The sequence below is a fragment of the Olsenella sp. DNF00959 genome, from assembly GCF_001553055.1.
In the GTDB taxonomy this organism is placed as follows: domain Bacteria; phylum Actinomycetota; class Coriobacteriia; order Coriobacteriales; family Atopobiaceae; genus Olsenella_I; species Olsenella_I phocaeensis.
The window spans coordinates 405,516-421,177 of record NZ_KQ960133.1 but is presented as its reverse complement, the minus strand read 5'-3'; the positions used below and the strand labels follow the sequence as shown (position 1 = coordinate 421,177).

Below are 15,662 nucleotides of genomic sequence, written 5' to 3'. Positions count from 1 at the left end.
GATGCCCTTCGCGTAACTGGGCTTTTGTCGTTTCTCTCCACAATTCGGAGCTTCCATGCGCAGTTTTGCACCACAGCGCGCAATTCCTCAAGTTTACTTGTGTAAACTCAGATGAGACACAACGCGACAGCTGGAGGAACCATGGCCAGGCGCTTCCCGAAGACCAACCACACCCACCCACGTCACCTGAGGGCCGCCGCGTTCTCGGCCGTCGCCGGCCTCTCGCTCGTGGCTGCGCTCGCGATGCCCGCAGCCGCCCTCGCGACAGGGGGTGCCGGCATCGACAAGAGCGAGACGGTCTACGTCTCTGCGGACAGCAGCGGAAACGTGCGCGAGACCACGGTGAGGGAGACCCTCAGCAACGACGGGAAGGCGGCAACCCTCCCCGACCGCAGCGACCTGAGCGACATCAAGCCCTCCGACGACAAACAGGGCTTCAGCACCAATGCGGACGGGAGCCTGAGCTGGACGGCAAACGGAAAGAAGGTCTCGTACAGCGGTCGCAGCGACAAGCCGCTGCCGCTGGCCATCAGCGTGAGCTACACGCTGGACGGCAGGCCCATCGAAGCCAGCGAGCTCGCCGGCAAGAGCGGCCACCTCGTCATGCGCTTCGACTACAAGAACGAGTCCTCGGCAACTCGCTCCGTGCAGGGCAGCCAGCGGGAGCTCTTCACGCCCTTCGCTGCCATCACCACCGTCGACCTCGACGAGGACGTGTTCCACGACGTGAAACTCACCAATGGGCGACTGGTTTCGGGCGACACGCCCATGGCGGTAGGCTACGCGCTGCCGGGACTCCAGAGGAGCCTCGACCTAAGCCGAGACCAGATCGAGCTCCCCGAGTACTTCGAGCTCGAGGCTGACGTGACGAACTTCAGCCTGGGCTCCGTGACCACCATCGTCACCCCCAGCCTGCTCTCGGACCTCGACACCAGCAAGATTGACGCGGAAGACAACGGCGAGACCGTCGACCTGCTACGGAGCTCCATGAGCCAGCTGATGAGCGGCTCGGACGAGCTTGCCAGCGCCCTGCAGAAGATCTCGGACGGCAACACCGCGCTCTCGAGAGGCGTCGACGTCTTCCGCGCCGAGGCGGGGCTCCTGCCGCAGGCGACGGGACAGCTCGCCGACGGCGCCAGCAGCCTTGCGCAGGGCGTGGGCCAGGCGCGCGATGGCGCGGAGTCCCTGGCGGCAGGCGGACAGGCGTTGTCGGAAGGCCTGGGCAGGCTCAACGGGGGCGTCACCGGCCTGCAGGGCGCCTCCGCCGCACTGGGCGCCTCCCTTGGCGACGTGCGAGACGTGCTCACGCGCGCCCAGAGGCAGGCAGCCTCGGCGAAGGACGCCGCCTCCGAGGCCGCCGACATGGCGACCCAGGTAGGCCAGTCGGCCGACGACGCGCAGGTGGCGGCCACGGCCGCTGGTGACGCGGCCGAGAGGCTCGGCAGCTCGGCAGACGCCCTCAAGGCCTACGCGAGTGCGCAGGAGGGCGTGCGCAACCAGGTCGCCGAGGCGCGAGAGGCGCTCATGGGCATCGACCAGACCGGCATGACCGACGCGCAGAGGCAGGCCGTTGCCTCCGCACTCGAAAAGCTCAACGATGCCGCGGGCACCGCGAGCACCGTCCCCCAGCCCGAGGACGTCTCGGCACAGGTCACGAAACTCGAGGAGAAGGCCACGTCCCTCTCCTCCGCCGCGGCGTCGGCACAGTCGATTGCACAGAGGTCCGGCGCCGCTTCCGCGGCAACAGACGCATGCGGCGATCTCGTGGCCGCGGCACGTGGGAGCGAGGAGCAGGCCACGGGGCTGGCGGGCGTCGCCGCCCTGGCACACCAGCTCGACCAGGGCATCGTGAGCATCCATGGGGCGCTGGGGAGCGCGGAGGACGCGGGCAGCCTCCTGGGTGGCGCCGCCGCAAGCAGCGCCGGGGCACAACAGCTAGCCCAGGCCCTGGGCCAGGCCGCCAGCGGTGCGGGCGAGCTCGCGACGGGAGCGCGCCGGATCGACCAGGGCGCCGGACAACTCGTGGGTGGCATCGAACAGCTACAGGACGGCGCCTCGGCGCTTGCGACGGGCTCGTCCGCTGCCGCGGTGGGCTCCGACCAACTGACGGATGGCCTGAGGGCCTTCGACGAGAAGGCCGTCTCCAAGATGGTCGAGGCACTCGACGGCTCCTCGATGAGGAAGCTCGTCGCACGCCTCGACGCCGTCAGCGAGCTCGCCGACGAGTACGAGAGCTTCGCCGGCATCGCCGAGGGACAGCATGGCACAACGAAGTTCGTCATCCGCCTGGACGCAATTGGGGACTGACGACGTCGGGACGCGCCGCGCGAGATGCCGTTGCCAAAAACTGCGCATTGGATTTTGCGAGGCGATGGCCCAACTGGGCCTTTGCCTCACCGTCTCCACAATTGGACGCTACCGTGCGCAGTCTTTTGACGCGCTCCCGGGGGGGCAAAAACCGGCGTCCGGTGACGTGCGTGCCCCGCACGACCGGCACACGGGCCCCGCACGCCCGTCACGCCAAGCCCACGCGCCCCAAGACGCCTGCGTAGTGGCACAATTCAGGGTGAACGTTCCGACTCCCGCGCCCACGAGCGCAAGTTCCAAGGAGAAGTCCATGCCCGAGACCATCCGCAAGGTCAACGTCATCGGCCACCTGCATCCCGATACAGACAGCATCTGCTCGGCCATCAGCATGGCCTACCTCAAGAACCAGACCGAGGACGTGCAGTACGAGGCGCGTCGCGCCGGCACCATCAACCGCGAGACCGCCTTCGTCCTGAGGCACTTCGGCTTCGAGGAGCCCCAGCTCATCACCAGCGTGCGCCCCCAAATCAAGGACATCATGATCCAGCGCACCGACGGCATCGACCGCGAGATGAGCCTCTTCGCCGCCTGGAACCTCATGGGCTCCAGCAAGGCCGACACCCTCTGCATCACCAACGAAAAGGGCGACCTCGAGGGCCTCATCGCCGTGAAGGACATCGCCAACGCCAACATGGACATCTTCGACACGCGCGTCATCGCAGAGGCGAAGACCAAGTACTCCAACATCATCCAGACCCTGAAGGGCAGCATGGTCCTGGGCGACCCCGAGGCCCGCGTCGAGACGGGCAAGGTCGTCGTGGGCACCACACCCGAGATGATGGAGGGCGCGATCGAGCACAACGACACCGTGCTCGTCACCAACCGCTACGAGACCCAGCGCTTCGCCGTCGAGTCCGGCGCCGGGCTGCTCATCGTGTGCAACGGCGCCCAGCTCTCCAACGTCGTCGTGGACGCGGCCCGCGCCAACGGCTGCACCGTAATCACCACGCCCTACGACACCTACGCCGCCGCCCGCCTGATCAGCATGTCCATCCCCGTGCGCGCCAAGATGCTCGACGCCCAGGACGTGCTGCGCTTCAGCGTCAACACCACCGTGGACGACGCGCGCAAGACCATCACCCAGTCGCGCCACCGCTTCTTCCCCGTGCTGGACGAGGACGGCCACTACTGCGGCCTCGTGAGCACGCCCAACCTGCTCAACGTGACGCGCAAGCACGTGGTCCTCGTCGACCACAACGAGCGCTCCCAGGCGGTCGACGGCCTCGAGCAGGCCGTGATCATGGAGATCGTCGACCACCACCGCATCGGCAGCATCGAGACCTCCGCCCCCGCGCGCTTCCGCAACGAGCCGGTGGGCTGCACCTGCACCATCCTCTACAGCATGTACCAGGAGCAGGGCGTCGAGATTCCCAAGAACATCGCCGGCCTCATGATGAGCGCCATCCTCTCTGACACCCTGGCGTTCCGCTCCCCCACCTGCACCCCCCGCGACAAGTATGCCGGCGAGCAGCTCGCGAAGATCTGCGGCGAGGACATCGACGAGTACGCCGACGCGATGTTCGACGCCGGCGCGGAGCTCACAGGACGCACGGCCGAGGAGGTCTTCCACCAGGACTTCAAGGTCTTCTCACGCGGCAACGCCCGCTTCGGCGTGGGCCAGGGCAGCTTCATGACCAAGAACAGCCGCAAGGCGGCCGAGGCGCTGGTGGGGCCCTACCTCAAGGAGGGCGCCGCCGCTGACGAGCTGCCGCTGGTCTTCTACATGTTCACCGACGTGAAGAGTCAGACCACCGAGATGCTGTACTACGGCGCCGGCGCGGAAGAGATCGTCGCGCGTGCCTTCGGCGTGGAGCCCGTCGACGGCATCGCCACCCTGCCAGGCGTCGTGAGCCGCAAGAAGCAGGTCATCCCCGCGCTCATGACCACCCTGCAGGACACCCAGGAGGACTAGCTCCCAAGCGAGAGTGGCGCGCATACCCGGCAGCGGCAGGGCCCCGCGGCAGACGACGCCGCGGGGCCCCTTTCGTGGCTGCGGTTTGAGTGGCCGCCCACAGCCCGACTGCTCGGCACGAGCTTTTCGGGCATGGGGCAGCCAGACGCAAGGCGGCGCGCCATGGGAGACTGGAAGTCGCGACGCGAGGCGGCACCATGGGGACGCTCACGTCCGAGGAGGGCAGCCTATCTGCATGCGGTTCAAAGATTTTGTATGCGGTTTTTTCTCTCCTTGTTGGCGTATTACAAAGTTAGAATCCATATAACAGCAGGTAGATGAAGCGCATGGAAATCACGTTGTGTGCGGAATCCGCATACAAGTGCGGGAGTCCACGCAAGAGCCTAGCGGCAGGGCCCGCGGCGAAGCTGACTCTCCCCCACCCCGTGTACCTGGACACCCTGGCTGCAGTACCTCTGACGACCGTACCTAGAGGAGCTGGTCCAGGGTGTGTCCGTAGGAGGGCAGGAACTCGTCCATGAAGTCCCGGAGCTCGGGGAGACCCTCGGCCATCCGCTCGAGCGAGGCGCGCGTCGAGGCCTCCGCCGTCACGAACTCGGAGTTGCCGGCAGAGCGCTCCTCCAGGCACTTGATCAGTGCCGAGAGCTTGTCTGCCGCCTTCACGAGCTGTCGCAGATGCGCCTCGTCCTCACGCTCGACCGCATCCGGCTCGCCCTCCCCTGCCAGGCCGAACGCCGACCGAAAGCTACCCTGCAGGTCGGCGGGCAGGGTGGAGAGGAGCGTCTCCTCCGCTGCGGACTCGACGCCCTTGTAGGCGTCGCGAATCTGGGGGTTGAAGTACTTCACCGGCGTGGGGAGGTCTCCCGTAATGATCTCTGACGCGTCGTGGTACATGCCCATGAGCGCGGCACGGCCTTCGTCGAGCGAGCGGCCGTAGCGCACGTTGGCGATCACGCAGAGCAAGTGGGCAATCATGGCGACCTCGAGCGAGTGCTCGCTGAGGTTCTCTGGCCGGGAGCTGCGCATGAGGGCCCAGCGCTCGATGTACTTGAGCCGCGCCATGATCGCCGTGAACTGAGACATGCTGCCTCCCTCGTCGAAACCTACGAGGACCATCGTAGCCAAGGGACGGGACGGATTGCCCGACTCCGGGGATGTGGGCCGGGCACGCAAGTGGCGGAATGCCACTGTTGGCGCAAAAAAGTGCGCACGGAATTCCGGGCCGGGGAGGCAATCCTGGGCAAACGCCGAACGTCTCCACAATTCGGAGCTACCGTGCGCAGTTTTTCCGCACAACCAGCCCGATACCGCGGCGGTGCGATAATGCCAAGCGCCCTATGAGGCCGTCTAGGCGCGTCACCACACACAGCAGCACGCGGCGCCCCCCCGACGACCAGACCGGCCCCCGACCACCAGCACGAAGAGGTCTCATGCACGGACTGCACGCACGTCTCCCCAAGAACTTCGTCCTCGAGGAGCGCCTCGAGCGCTACGCCGACGCCATCGAGCTCGAGCCGCGCCGCCTGGCCGGGCGCTGGCTCGAGGGCTGCAGTCCCGTGGGCGGTCCTCGACTCCGCGAGCTGCGGCTTGACCTGGGCTGCGGCAAGGGCGGCTTCGCGGCCGAGTCCGCCGCGCGTGAGCCCGACGTGCTCTTCGTGGGCATCGACTCCGAGCCCATCTGCGTCGCCTACGCCGCGCAGAAGGCCGTCGAGGACGGCCTTGCCAACCTGGTCCTGGTACCCGCCCTGGGACGAGACGTCGCCGAGCTCTTCGCCCCGGGCGAGGTGGGCCGCATCATCCTCAACTTCCCCACGCCCTTCCCCAAGAAGAAGGAGGCGGCGCGGAGACTCACCCACCTTGACCAGCTTCTCCTGTACCGCCAGGTCCTGGCCCCAGGCGGAAGCGTCGTCTTCAAGACCGACAGCCAACCCCTCTTCGCGTTCTCGCTCACGCAGTTCGAGCTCGCGGGATTCGAGCTGACGTGGAAGAGCGAGGACGCCCGTGCCGACAGGCCCGACGACCCCGTGAGCTGGTACGAGGAGCGCCTGGGCAGGCAAGGTGCCACCGTGTTCGGCCTGGAGGCGACGCCAGGCCCGCTGACGGGCCAGGTGGAGCAGACCGCCGAGCTGAGCCTGGCGGAGTACCTGCCCGAGGACCTGACCCAGCTCTCCTACGTGCCCCACGGGATGCAGGGCACGGTCACCAACCTGCGGAACCTGCGCGCCAAGCAGGGCGCGCGCCACTAGGCGCCTCCCCCTAGGGCAGGAGTGGGGCGCCGCCTCGGCCCGGACCGGGTCGCTGCGGGCACGCGGTCGCCTGGTCGCTGCGGGCACGCAGTCGCCCGTTTGCCTGCGGGCACGCAGTCGCCCGTTTGCCTGCAGTTCAATAATTTGTGTGCGGTTTTTTCTCTCCCTATTGGCGTATTACAAAGTTAGAAATCACATAACAGCAGGTAAAAGCATCGGACGAGAATCGTGCTGTGTGTGGAATCCGCATACAACTCTGGGATGAGAGGCAGGGACGGCACCGGAGCGAATGCGGCCCCGTGGGCGAGGCGCGTGTCGGCGTCGCCATGTCGGCACGTCGGCGTCGCCTTGTGTAGACCTGCCGTCCGCAGACGGGCCGACATGCCTCATGCACGCTTCTGGGTAAACTGGAGAGCATGCCTCACGCAGATGAATCGTTGTCCCAGGTAGGAGGTTCCCCATGAAGGACTCGCACAGGAACGCGCTCATGGCCGCCGGCATCGCAGCGGGAACGGCGGCTGCGGCAGCCGGCTTCTCCGCCTTCTCCAAAATCAGGTACGGCCGCAGCGCCCAGGCGTCCGTGCTCGCCGGCGCCCTCAGGGCCTTCGCCGGAAGGGGCGTCCTCCTGGGCAAGGACCTCGGCCGCTTCGAGGACTTCGTCGAGGCCTGTCGCCAGGAGAACGAGGTCGAGTACCACATCCCCAGCTGGCTGCGCCTCAGGTCCCTGGTCTTCGAGGAGACCTGCGACGGTATGAAGACCTTCCACCTGGGCACCACGGGCAAGAACGCCCGTGCCGTGCTCTACCTGCACGGTGGCGCGTACGTGAAGCAGATCAGCTGGGTCCACTGGCTCTTCCTGGACGACCTCTGCCAGCGCACCGGAGCGGAGGTCTTCGTCCCCATCTATCCCCTGGCGCCCGCCCACGACCACGACGAGGCCTACTCGCTGCTCACCGACCTCTACGAGGGCATGCTGCGCCGCTACGAGGCCAAGGACGTCACCCTGATGGGGGACTCCGCGGGCGGCGGCCTGGCGGCGGGCCTGGCCGAGAGCTTCTCCCACTACGACCTGGAGCAGCCAGGGCAACTGGTGCTGCTCTCTCCCCAGCTTGACATCACCATGCGCAACCCCCAGATCCACGACTACTTCGACGTGGACCCGGCGTTGGCACCCTGGGGCCTGGCGCAGCTCGGCGACCTCTGGGCCGATGGCGACGACGTGACCGATTACCGCCTCATCCCCATCAACGGGGACGTTCGGCCGCTGCGCAACGTGACCACCTTCGTCGCCACGCGCGAGATCTTCTATCCCGACTGCGTGGCCTTCGACGCCAAGCTGGGCGAGAACGGCGTGAGCCACGAGCTGGTGGTGGGCACGGGGCAGGCCCACATTTGGCCCCTGTATCCCACACCCGAGGGTCGCAAGGCACGTCGCCTCATCGAGCAGCTGGTGACCAAGGAGGTCCCGCGAGGCTAGGCGACGCAGCGTCCTGACGCTTCGCGTTGGCGCCTGGCCAGCGAGCGCTAGATCCTCCTGACCTCGACCTCTCCCAAGAGCGACTCCACGAGCTCCCGCGGGGCGGCCTGGGTCCCCGACTGCATGACGTTGGCGGCACCGGTGGCCATGGCCAGCCGAAGCGCGTCCTCCAGGCCAAGCCCGCGCTCCTCGGCGAGGGCGAGCGCCGCGACCACGGAGTCTCCCGCGCCGACGGTCGACCCCACGGGCACCTTGGGCGAGCTCGCGCGCCACGCCCCGTCGCCGCCGAGGTAGATGGCACCGTCACCACCCAGGGACACCATGACCCGCGCCACGCCGCGGCCTTGCAGCTCGCGAGCGGCGTCCAGGACGGCATCCTCGTCAGGCAGCGCGCGGCCCACGAGCTCGGCAAGCTCTGCGTCGTTGGGTTTCACGAGGTCGGGACCGGCCTCGATGCCGCAAGCCAGGCGCTCCCCGTCCGCGTCCAGGAAGACCGTGGCGCCGGCCGACTTGCAGGTGCGCACCCACCCCGCGTAGCAGCCCGTCGCAGCCCCGCGCGGGAGGGACCCCGCAAGCACCACGACGTCACCTGGCCGCACGCCGGCCACGAAGTGCTCGAGCATGCGAGGGAGGAGCCCCTCCTCCAGCAGGGGGCCGGGCTCGTTGACGTCGGTGTGCGTGCCCGCCGTGGGATCTATGAGCTTGAGGTTGCTGCGGGTCTCTCCCCCCTTGGACCAGAAGGCGTCGACCTCGATGCCCTGGTCGCGAAGCAGGCCCTCGAGCGCGCGGCCCGCCGACCCGGCGAGCAGGACGCAGGCCACGCTCGTTCCGCCCAGGGCCCGCACGACCTTGGACACGTTGACGCCCTTGCCGCCGGGGTCGACGCGCAGCCCGCTGATGCGGTTGACGGCGTCCAGCGTGAGCCCGGGCGCCGTGGCGGTCTTGTCCAGGGCGGGGTTGAGCGTGACGGTACGAATCATGGGGCCTCCTTCTACATGGGGTCGGGGAGCGCCTGGGTGGCGTGGCGCGGGCGTCAGCGGCAGACGGGCGGGGCGGGACCGCTGCGTCGCGAGCGGCAGGCGTACGCGGACGCGCCTCGTCGATTGCCCTACTCCACCCGACCCGCGATGACGTCGAGGAACTGCTCCCCGTAGCGCCTGAGCTTGGTCTGTCCCACACCCGAGACCTGCAGGAGCTCGTCCTCCCCCTGGGGCCGCAGGCGAACCATGCCCCTGAGGGTAGCATCCGAGAAGACCACGTAGGGCGGCACGCCGGCATCGTCGGCGAGTTGCTTGCGCAGGGCGCGGAGGCGCTGGAAGAGGCGCTCGTCCTCGTCGGTCACCTCGCGCTCGCTAGGAAGCTCGCGCGTGCGCGCGCCTCGGCCGAAGGAGCCTGGCGCGCGTCGGGTGCGCAGGTAGCGCTCGGGCGTGCGGCCGCAGCAGACGGAGCAGGAGCCGCAGCCCTCCCGCCCCTGGAAGGCGGCAGAGGCGCCGACGCCGCTCTCGCCTGGGCGTGCCGCATCGACGCGCGTCCCCGAGCCCTGGCCGAAGTAGCCCAGGATGCGGGCGCGCAGACAGGAGTCGCTCATCGCGTAGCCGATCATCTGGCCCAGGAGGCGCTCGCGGCTCTGGGTGAGCGCGGCGCACTCGGCCTCGTCCAGCTCGGGCGGGAAGTCTCCGGAGTCGATGAGGTAGTGGCAGGTGCGGATGTCACCCCGGCTCCAGAGCAGGTAGCACTCGGCGGGCTCGCCGTCGCGGCCTGCACGGCCCGCCTCCTGGTAGTACTCCTCGAGCGAGAGCGGCAGGCCGCAGTTGATCACGTAGCGGACGTCCGACTTGTCGATGCCCATGCCGAAGGCGTTGGTGGCCACCATGACGCGGGCGTCGTCGCGCACGAAGCGCGCCTGGGCCTCGCGGCGCAGGCCGTTGTCGTAGCCGGCGTGGTAGGCGACGGCGGGGACCCCGGCCTCGCGCAGGGCCTCCGCAAGGGAGTCGACGCGCTTGCGGCTGGTGGCATAGACGATCCCGCTCTGCCGGGCGTGGTCGCGAACGTAGCCCAGGACCCAACGCTCGCGTTCCTTGGGCGTGAGCTCGAAGCTGTGAAGGAAGAGGTTGGGACGGTCGAAGCCGCTCACCTGCGTGAGCGGGTCGCGGAGGCCCAGGAGGCCCACGACGTCGGCACGCACGCGACTGGTCGCCGTCGCGGTGAGCGCGGCCACGACGGGGCGCTGCGGCAGGCGTCCCACGAAGTCGGCGATGCCCCGGTAGGCGGGGCGGAAGTCCTGTCCCCACTGGCTCACGCAGTGGGCCTCGTCCACGGCGAGGAGCGGGACCCGGGCACGGGTCGCGAAGTCGAGGAAGCGCGGGTCCTGCAGACGCTCGGGGGCGACGTACATGAGGTCGTACCAGCCGGCCAGGGCGCGCGCCATGACGACCTCCTGCTGGCGCGGGTTGAGGCTGGAGTTGAGGTAGGAGCCGCGAATGCCGGCGGCCTTGAGCGAGCGGACCTGGTCGCCCATGAGCGAGATGAGCGGCGACACCACGAGCGTGAGGCCGCCCAGCAGCACGGAGGGAACCTGGTAGCAGACGGACTTGCCGGCGCCGGTGGGCATGACGGCGAGTGCGTCCCGACCCTGGAGGATGGCCTCGACGACCTCGCCCTGGCCAGGCCGGAAGCCCTCGTAGCCAAAGTAGTGGCGCAGGGCCTCGCGGGCGCCGTCCATGGTGGGCGGGAAGGATGGGCCCGGCGCGGGTGGGATGGGGGCATGGCGGGAGGGGATGGACGACCTGCGGGAGAGGGTGGCGTCTGTCATGTTGCGTTGCTCCTCTCCCCCGGTCATGCCGGACACGAGTGGCCCGTAAGTGGGTCTAACCGCGCCGTCTGTCGCGCTGGCCGCGCGGAACGAGCGCAAGTCAGCAGAATTTCAAATTCTGCTGACCGGATTTTATCTACCTGCAGTTTTGCCAATGAAGTCAGCATTATCTCAAATTTTGCCGACTTGGCGCCTTGATCACAGCACGACGTGCGGCCATACCCTCCCCAATGGCAGGGCAATTGGGGACGCTTGCCGTTGACGCGCCACCTTCCGCGCGCGGCCTGCTACAGTCCCACTTACGTACGCGCACGGGCGCGCACACCACCCAGGGAGGTACCCATGAGCGAGCACGAGCACGACGAGGAAGAGGTCGACTTCATCGAGATCGACTTCGACGACGGCAGCACGGTGCGCTGCGAGGTCCAGGGCATCTTCGAGCTGGACGGCGACGAGTACATCGCCCTCCTTCCCGATGACGACAGCGACGAGGTCTACCTCTACGGCTACAAGGAGTATCCCGAGGAGGGGACCTACGAGCTGGTGGACATCGAGTCCGACGAGCTGTTCCAACGCGTCTCGGACCGCTACGACGAGGCGGCAGCCGAGGAGGAGCTCGAACTCGCCGAGGCCGAGGGCGACGCCGAGGAGGAAGACGCGGAGTAGCGTCCCCTTGAGGCACGGCGGCATGCAGGCTCTGGCCCGGCAGTGGCTCGTTCCGCTGTCGGGCCTCCTCATGCCGCGCGCGGTGGCACGCCCCTCTCGCACAAAACTGTATTCGTGCGAGAGGAAATCGCGTCGTCCCAGTTGCCGCCTTGCTTCGCTCGCACGCCAGGCCGATCGTGCGAACGCCGCATGGCACCCGCGAGCGCGTGGACGCCGGGAGCGGAACCCTCGGGTAGTAAGCTAGGACGGAACACGAACGCCCCGCCGGCGCCCACATAGGAGTCCAAACATGCCAAAAATGACCGCAGGCAACCGCCTGTACTTCTACCAGCTGCTCTCCACCAGAATCGGCACCCTCAGGCAGGTCCCGCTCGCACAAGTCGAGGAGCTCTTCGAAGCGGAGGACCTGCGGCCCGAGGACGTGGGCGCTCCCGACATCCAAGGCGTGATGGAGCTCCTCCACGACTTCGTCCGCCTCACCGTATTCAAAAAGGGTCGCGTCTACGTGACGGTCCAGCCCCAGGAGGATTGGGACGCCGTCCTGGCACGGGCGGCAGGGCAGGTCGCGGGCGAGAAGGCCGCGCCGGTGGCGGGCGCGAGGTCTTGGAAGCACAAGAAGAGCAACAAGGACCCCAAGCCAGCGAAGCCGCGGCACCAGCGCGCCAAGAAGAAGTCCACGGCAGGGCCGGAGCCGGAGGTCGCGGCGGAGCCGGCAATCGTGGCGCTACCGACAACCGCATCGCTACCGACAACCGCGACGGAACCGGAGGTCGCGGAAGTTGAAGGGCCCGCGAACGAAAGCATGCCCGCAGCCATGGCAAAACCCGAAGTCACGGTGGCCACAGAGCCCGAAGGCGTGACCACGGCAGCACCAGAGGCGGCGACAGAGCCCATGGATGCGGCGGAAGTCGCAGACAAGGACGAGACGCGCCTCTCCATCGCGGACCCAGGGGCAGGCGAGAGGCCCGTCGCCCCCTCGCCCGAGCCCACCATCAGGCTCACCATCACCTATGACCCCTACGACGGCCTGGAGGAGGAACTTGCCCGGACCGCCGACGCTGCGGAAGGACAGGTCGAAACGGAGCGGGAAGGCACCACGATGGCGGCCGAGTCGCAGCCCGACCCTACTGCCGTAGCAAAGGCCGAGCCAGTTGCGTCGCGAAGAGGACACCCGGCCGAGCCCTCAGCTGTGCCCGCACGGCCTGCCGCCGGCGCTTCCGCAGTCACGCAGCCTGCGACACCCGCGCCTGCGCCCAGTCACCCCGTCGCCGCCAAGCCCATCGTCGTACCCCGACCGACGACCGCGGCGGTCACAAGCCCTGCCCCCGTCCAGCCCGTACCCGCACGCCCCGCGCCGACACCAAGCGAGCCCGCAGGTCCCGTCCGCGTCAACCCGCTGCCTCCCGTCCAGCTGCAGGCAGACCTCCCACGGGACTTCCAGGCCGAGGTGAGCTGCAAGCTCGAGGCCCTCGAGCGGCTCTATGCCCTGCTTCCCACCGACGTGGACGTGCTCGCGACGCTCGACGAGGACTGGCGCGTGGCCCGCTCCACCGGAAGCGTCCACGGCAGCCGCAGCCAACTGTGCTTCCCCCTGCGCTACCTGCGCACCGACGGCTCGGCACCACTTGAGGTGACCCTGCGTCGCAACACCCGCACGCCCTCGGGCAAGCGTTGGAGCATGACGGGGGTAGACGACGGCAGCTCCCAGGAAGGGCTTCCCGACGTCGGCCTCGAGGGTCTCTCCCCCGCTGAAGAGGGTGCCTGGCAGCTGCTTGACTTCGCAGCCGCCACCAGCGCGAACGTGAGTCCCGAGCGCGAACTCACCCAGTTTGCCGTCATCGGACCTTGGGAGCCCCTGCTCGCCCAACTTGCGGCAGCGGCTGAAGACGAGCCCTGGAGCCTTGCCGGCAAGGAGGACCTCGGCGTCCTGCGCGAGTACCTCTGCCTGACCTTCTGGCGCGCCAGGCATGCCGGCCTCGTCGTCGTGGCAGACGACGGGAGCCTCGCCGGCTTCAACACGGGCCTCCTCACCGCATGCGGGCAGTACCTCTGCATGAGCTTCGTGCCACACGAGGGAGACATCCCCTGGCAGTTCGCCGGCTGGGTCGTCGATGGAGACGAGCGTCTCTCCGCACTCGAGCCGGCGGACGCGACGGGTGAGAGGCACGCGCTGCCCCTGCCGGAGCCACTCAGCCTGCCCCAGACGCTCCCCACGCGCGCAACCCTGGACCTTACCCCCGGGCTCGGTGCGAGGCTGGCGGAATCGGACGACGACCTGCTTGAGCGCTCGCTCAGACGGGTGAGGCAGAGCCCGTACCAGCTTGCAGCGGCATACGACCCTCGCCGTGACGGAATCGCGCTGTTGCTGCCACTCTGGCCCGCGAGCGGGTCTACGCCCGAATCGGCGCTCGCCCTGGCACCTGAGGGTGACGGTCGCTGGCGCGGCTGCGCGATCCTCTCGCTTGCGAACGCATACACCTGCGCTCGCAGCCTGAGCCGTGACATGCCCTCCTGGCTGGCAGGCGCACTGGGATAGAAGAATTCGGCCATCGACGAGGCCTGTTCGCCGATGGCCGAATTGACCTTGTGCCTTGGTGGCTGTACACAGCAAATAAAGGGGAGGCACATGGCATCTTCAACCCATATAACTCCCCTTACTCCGTTCTACTCCGTTATTTTGGGAGGGAATAGAACTGGGATGGGTCGTTTTTACTATTGCCATGCCACTCAAGGATTCCTTTTGCGGCAAGTCCCCTCAGAGTTTTTGAGCTAAGAGTAAGGCCCTTGCCAATAAGTGATGACAGTTCGCGAGTAGTGATTTTTCCCTTCCCGTATATCCATTGCACAGCAGCCAACTCATACTCGCCCAGCGAACCATACGCGTCCCCGACCCTATCTTGCATGGATTCGCTCCGCCTAAGCACGCGTGATGTAATGTTGTTTTCGAGCACCATCCTCACTGCGGCAGAGTTTGGCTCAGAGAACTTAGGATCGTTCAAAAATAACGCCTGCATTTCACTATAGATACGTTTGACGCCTTCATTGAGCTCCCTAACCCAGCCAAACTCCACCAGGGTTCGCGCAATCCTGGGATTGCGCGAATAACGAGTGGAACGCATGTTATCGAGCGTCACGATGTTGGGAAGTCGTCCAGGGCTCTGGATTTCAAGCCTGTCGTCATACATGGAGACACGAACGTAGTCTCCCGAAAACGCATAGTCCCTATGCGTTACCGCGTTCACCAGGCCTTCGAACCAAGCAAACTCTGGATACTCCGGTATCACCCTAAAGCGTCCGTCGGAACCCAGGTACTAAAACTCTCGAAGCATGCTCCCGATAAGAGCCGAGGCGCCATCAACGGTCTTGGGTATCGGTCCGTCGAATGTGACATCCTTCACCACGTTTAATCTCTGCCCCGTGGCCATTTCCGTGCCTTCATATCTAAGGACGCGGACGCGAGCCTGAGGCATAAATCGTGAAGGATTTTCTGAAAATAAGAGGATGCCCGCATTCGTCAGATAGCCGCCTATCAGAAAGCCACGACTCTTTAGGACCTGTTCACCCGATGCATCGGTTCCCAGGGCCTGTCTATAACGATTGACCACCTCTTGGTCAACATCTTGAATCGTAGCCTGCCGCGACACCTCATCCTCAAAGAGACGCTGGTTCTTGTCATACTCAAGCGCACGAATCTCACGATTGCCCAGCCGGAGACTCTTGTCTCCCTGCCGCAGGAAGACTGCATCATCGCCCTTGCGCCTTATTACAGAATCCGTCGATGGGGAAATGTCCAGGACGAGCACAACGTCATCTTCACCCTGGATATTCTTGATATCAATCCGCTCACAGCTAACAACCGGTGCCGGAACGCACTCAAAGATGACCAGCTGCTCGAACTCTTCCATCGAGCCCGCGCCGACGCACTTGAAGCCAGTTACAGCACCATCGTCCTCAATTCCCACAACAAGATTGCCTCCTGCCGCGTTGGCGAAGGCGATGACGGTCTTTGCAAGGTCTCGGACTTTGATGCGAGCGCTCTTGCGATCAAAGTAATGATTCTTGTTCGAGCTGCATAGAACGTCAATGTTGTTTGATGAAACTGGAGTCTGCATGCAAATCCATTCGGTGTCGTAGCGCTCAGTACACGCATGTTGAGTTCACATGCCCCTGAGCCACATTGGC

General features: G+C 66.6%; 11 protein-coding genes. 6 read left to right on the top strand and 5 right to left on the bottom strand.

Features of this window, described 5'->3' with window-relative positions; translation table 11 throughout:
- The first annotated feature begins 141 nt into the window (after positions 1–141).
- A complete protein-coding gene (locus tag HMPREF1868_RS08800; RefSeq protein ID WP_062531709.1) occupies positions 142–2,307 on the top strand; it encodes a phage tail family protein in 2,166 nt (721 codons plus the stop codon).
- Between the two features lie 310 nt (positions 2,308–2,617).
- Positions 2,618–4,279, top strand: a complete 1,662-nt coding sequence (locus tag HMPREF1868_RS08795; RefSeq protein ID WP_009278536.1) for a putative manganese-dependent inorganic diphosphatase — start codon at positions 2,618–2,620, stop codon at positions 4,277–4,279.
- 468 nt (positions 4,280–4,747) lie between these two features.
- On the opposite strand, the gene yfbR is transcribed toward HMPREF1868_RS08795, so the two are convergent.
- Positions 4,748–5,362 (bottom strand): 5'-deoxynucleotidase, encoded by a 615-nt coding sequence (gene yfbR / locus HMPREF1868_RS08790; protein ID WP_062531708.1) that lies wholly within the window; start codon positions 5,360–5,362, stop codon positions 4,748–4,750.
- Positions 5,363–5,709: 347 nt separating this feature from the next.
- On the opposite strand from yfbR, the gene HMPREF1868_RS08785 reads away from it, so the two are divergent.
- Together HMPREF1868_RS08785 and HMPREF1868_RS08780 are read left to right on the top strand one after the other, a co-directional pair.
- Positions 5,710–6,525, top strand: a complete 816-nt coding sequence (locus tag HMPREF1868_RS08785; protein ID WP_062531707.1) for a tRNA (guanine(46)-N(7))-methyltransferase TrmB — start codon at positions 5,710–5,712, stop codon at positions 6,523–6,525.
- Between the two features lie 460 nt (positions 6,526–6,985).
- Complete coding sequence (locus tag HMPREF1868_RS08780) at positions 6,986–8,002, top strand: alpha/beta hydrolase (RefSeq protein ID WP_062531706.1); 1,017 nt, start codon at positions 6,986–6,988, stop codon at positions 8,000–8,002.
- 47 nt (positions 8,003–8,049) lie between these two features.
- On the opposite strand, the gene pfkB is transcribed toward HMPREF1868_RS08780, so the two are convergent.
- Both pfkB and HMPREF1868_RS08770 read right to left on the bottom strand, forming a co-directional pair.
- Complete coding sequence (pfkB, locus tag HMPREF1868_RS08775) at positions 8,050–8,982, bottom strand: 1-phosphofructokinase (protein WP_062531705.1); 933 nt, start codon at positions 8,980–8,982, stop codon at positions 8,050–8,052.
- A 128-nt stretch (positions 8,983–9,110) separates the two neighbouring features.
- Positions 9,111–10,814, bottom strand: coding sequence for a RecQ family ATP-dependent DNA helicase (locus tag HMPREF1868_RS08770; RefSeq protein ID WP_062531704.1), 1,704 nt, complete (start codon positions 10,812–10,814; stop codon positions 9,111–9,113).
- A 342-nt stretch (positions 10,815–11,156) separates the two neighbouring features.
- On the opposite strand from HMPREF1868_RS08770, the gene HMPREF1868_RS08765 reads away from it, so the two are divergent.
- Positions 11,157–11,480, top strand: coding sequence for a DUF1292 domain-containing protein (locus HMPREF1868_RS08765; RefSeq protein WP_062531703.1), 324 nt, complete (start codon positions 11,157–11,159; stop codon positions 11,478–11,480).
- 289 nt (positions 11,481–11,769) lie between these two features.
- Positions 11,770–14,016 (top strand): DUF3825 domain-containing protein, encoded by a 2,247-nt coding sequence (locus tag HMPREF1868_RS08760; RefSeq protein ID WP_156439453.1) that lies wholly within the window; start codon positions 11,770–11,772, stop codon positions 14,014–14,016.
- 136 nt (positions 14,017–14,152) lie between these two features.
- Here the strand turns inward: HMPREF1868_RS08760 and HMPREF1868_RS09625 are convergent, their stop codons facing one another.
- Both HMPREF1868_RS09625 and HMPREF1868_RS10065 read right to left on the bottom strand, forming a co-directional pair.
- On the bottom strand, positions 14,153–14,722 hold the full coding sequence (locus tag HMPREF1868_RS09625; RefSeq protein WP_156439452.1) for an ATP-binding protein: 570 nt from the start codon (positions 14,720–14,722) through the stop codon (positions 14,153–14,155).
- 69 nt (positions 14,723–14,791) lie between these two features.
- The gene (locus HMPREF1868_RS10065) at positions 14,792–15,592 is read right to left on the bottom strand and encodes an AlbA family DNA-binding domain-containing protein (RefSeq protein ID WP_082719610.1); all 801 of its coding nucleotides are present in this window, start codon (positions 15,590–15,592) and stop codon (positions 14,792–14,794) included.
- Positions 15,593–15,662 lie beyond the last annotated feature (70 nt).